This is a genomic window from Arthrobacter sp. Dra40 (assembly GCF_059091905.1).
The window spans coordinates 1-2,779 of the sequence record NZ_JBNHHB010000399.1; the positions used below are offsets into that span (position 1 = coordinate 1).

Consider the following 2,779-nt stretch of genomic DNA (forward strand, 5'->3'; position numbering starts at 1 on the left):
GGTACTCAATGTCCACGCTCTGCCGGGAAGCCGCGGCTTCCTGCAGGGCGAGCACTTCGGACGTGCGTTCATCGGCAGCCAAATCGGCGGCGATAGCCGTATGGCGGCCGGCAACTCCGCCGGCCGCGGCCAGAAGCTTGCTGAGCGCACTGCGCAGGGCTGGCTGCTCCCCTACCCCGGGCACTGTTTCCAGCGCCTGCAGGCCCACCACCAGGGAGAGCGCCTCGTCCAGGCTCAACTGCACCGGCTTGTCGATCTCGTCGGCGTTGTTGATCGAGATGGTGCCGTCTTCCCAAAAGGCTTCAATGAGCTGGTCGGGTCCGTAGCCGGGAGTCCCGCAGACGAACAGCAGGTTGAGGTCCTTGATCAGCTGGTTGGTACTGATCCGGAACTTCTCCGCGGTCTCCTCCAATGGCACTCCCGGGTTGGCCGTGACGTAGGAGACCAGGTCCAGGAGCCGCGGCAGGTGCTCGAGCGACCCGGTCTTGCGCGACGGCCGGGTGGTGTCCTCCACCAGCGAGTACGACGGCGGTGCTTCGGATGCGGCGGCCAGGGCGCCTTCCAGCCGGCGTACCACGGCGTCGCGCAGCTCCTCCGGATCCTGAACCCAGGCATTGGCACCATGCGAGGCAATCTCTTCGGCCAGCACTTCCACCTCGGCGTAGCCGAGTTCGACCGCGTCCCAGCCTGCCGGCGCCCGGGTGGCTGCGGCAGCCGTGGCGGCCGACCGCAGCGAGTTGGCTTTGTCCTGCCGGAGCAGGAGCAGCGCTGTCCCGTTGTCCGCCGGCGCCTGCAGCCCGTCCAGCACGCCCCGCATGGTGAATCCGTCGGGGATGGTGTAGGACCCGGGCAGCTTTCCAATGGTGGAGGTGACCCTGGACAGCCGGAAGGTGCGCTGGGCCTCCCGGTCCAGGTCACGGCCGACCAGATACCAGTGGCCGTACCTGTTGCCCAGCCCCCATGGCTCAACGCGCCGCAGCTGCGGCCGGCCGTCGGTGGGAGACCGGTAGTCGAAGGAGACCGGAGTGTGGGCGAGCACCGCCTTGAGCATGGCCTCGAAAGCCGGCTCGGCCGTACGGATGCGCGGTTCCACACCGAGCAGCGTGTCGCTGTCGGCCAGCGCTCCCTGGACGTCCAACCGCCGCACTGCCCGGGCCGCAGCGGACCCTAGCGAGGCCTGCTGCCACAGTCGTGAGGCCAGCGAAAGGACGGCACTCTCCTGGGCAGTGAACTTGAGCTCCGGCAAGCGGTATTTATGCCGGTCGATCCGGTACCGCAACCCGCTTTGGTCGTTTTCGTACAGCGTGTCGTCCGGGAAGGTCTCCACCGGGATGCCCATCTCCCGCAGGTCCTCTTTGTCCCGCTCGAACAGCCGGTTGAAGGCGTCCTCGCTGGTGGCCTCGCGATACGGCGGAATCAACGCACGCAGCTCCTCCTTGCTGTAACCGCGGCGACGTTCCAGCAGCGCAATCAGCAGGTTGAGGAGTCGTTCGGTCTTGGAGGCGGACATAGTTGAAACGTTACTGGCTGCGGGCTGACGGGCGAAGTTAAAGCAGGCGGGGCGGAGTAACGATGAACTAACGTTCGCCGTTGCTCCGCCCCTGCGGGACTGCCGGCGGGCCTAGCGGACTCCGAGCAGATCCACTACGAAGATCAGCGATTCACCTGGGGCGATGGCCGAGCCGGCGCCGCGGTCGCCGTACGCCAGATGGGCCGGGATCTCCAGGCGGCGGCGGCCGCCCACCTTCATGCCCAGCAGACCCTGGTCCCAGCCTTGGATAACCTGGCCCACGCCGACGCGGAAGTCCAGCGGTGCGCCCCGGTTCCAGGATGCGTCGAACTCCTCGCCGGTGGACCAGGCAACGCCTACGTAGTGGGTGGAAACGGTGTCGCCGGCTTTGGCTTCGGCGCCCTCTCCGACGATGATGTCTTCGATCACCAGATCCTGCGGGGTATCGGTACCGGGAAAATCGATTTCAGGCTTGGTGCGGTCGTAATCGCGCTTGCCAAAAGACATGCTGAACCTCTCTTGCTTGACGTGTGTGCGTTGCTGCCGACGGCTACGTTACCGCACCGACCGGCTGCCATTCCTACTGGACGTCGGTCAGCTCCACATAGAAGATGAGGTCCCCGACTGCATCTCCCTGGCCCTGCACATAGGCCATTTCGGTGGGTATGGACAGCATGACCTTGGTGCCTTCCTTCAGGCCGGTCAGACCCTTGGTCCAGCCTTCGATGACTCCGTTGAGCGGGAACTCGGTGGCTTCTCCGCGGGAGTAGCTGGAATCAAATTGCGTGCCCTTGGCCCAGTTCCACCCGGCGTAGTTGGCCTTGACCGTGCTGGAGGCCGTGGCTTCCTTGCCCTTGCCTTCTTCGATCACCTTGACGATGAGGTTGTCCGGGGCGTCGTTGCCCTTGGGGATCTTGACCGAGGGGACGCCCTTGCCGTCGAGTGTGATCTCGGGAAGCTTGCCCGCTTTATCCAGCTCCGCGACTTCGGCGGCACCGGCCTTGACGGCCTTGTCCTTGACATCCTCCACGGTCAGGACGAGCAGTTGAGGGTTTTGCGCGGGTGCGGATGGACCGGTGGCTTCCGGGGGCTGGACGTAGTAGGCGATCTGGCTGCCCGGGTTGGAGCCCAGCAGAGCCCCGTACAGCGCCGGATCGGCAGCTTCCAGGTCCTTGCTCAGTTCCACCGTCTGGTCCGCCAGGCCGGAATACGTCTCGACCAGCTGTTCGCCGGTGACAGCATCCTTGGCCAAGAGCCGGTAACGAATCC

The 2,779-nt window shown here is 65.5% G+C and carries 3 protein-coding genes; all 3 read right to left on the reverse strand.

What is annotated here, in order from left to right; all coding sequences use genetic code 11:
• Positions 1–1,510: WYL domain-containing protein (locus tag AC5RWT_RS36400; RefSeq protein WP_494084465.1), on the reverse strand; the 1,510-nt coding region annotated here is incomplete at its 3' end.
• A gap of 111 nt (positions 1,511–1,621) precedes the next feature.
• Entirely contained in the window at positions 1,622–2,017 is a 396-nt protein-coding gene (locus AC5RWT_RS36405; RefSeq protein ID WP_494084466.1) for an FKBP-type peptidyl-prolyl cis-trans isomerase, read from the reverse strand.
• A 73-nt stretch (positions 2,018–2,090) separates the two neighbouring features.
• Positions 2,091–2,779 (reverse strand): FKBP-type peptidyl-prolyl cis-trans isomerase (locus tag AC5RWT_RS36410; protein ID WP_494084467.1); only part of this gene is annotated, 689 nt, incomplete at its 5' end.

Bases quoted from the DNA above. Each gene is read 5' to 3' on its own strand.
- AC5RWT_RS36405 (WP_494084466.1), bottom strand. From the start codon at position 2,017: ATGTCTTTTGGCAAGCGCGATTACGACCGCACCAAGCCTGAAATCGAT.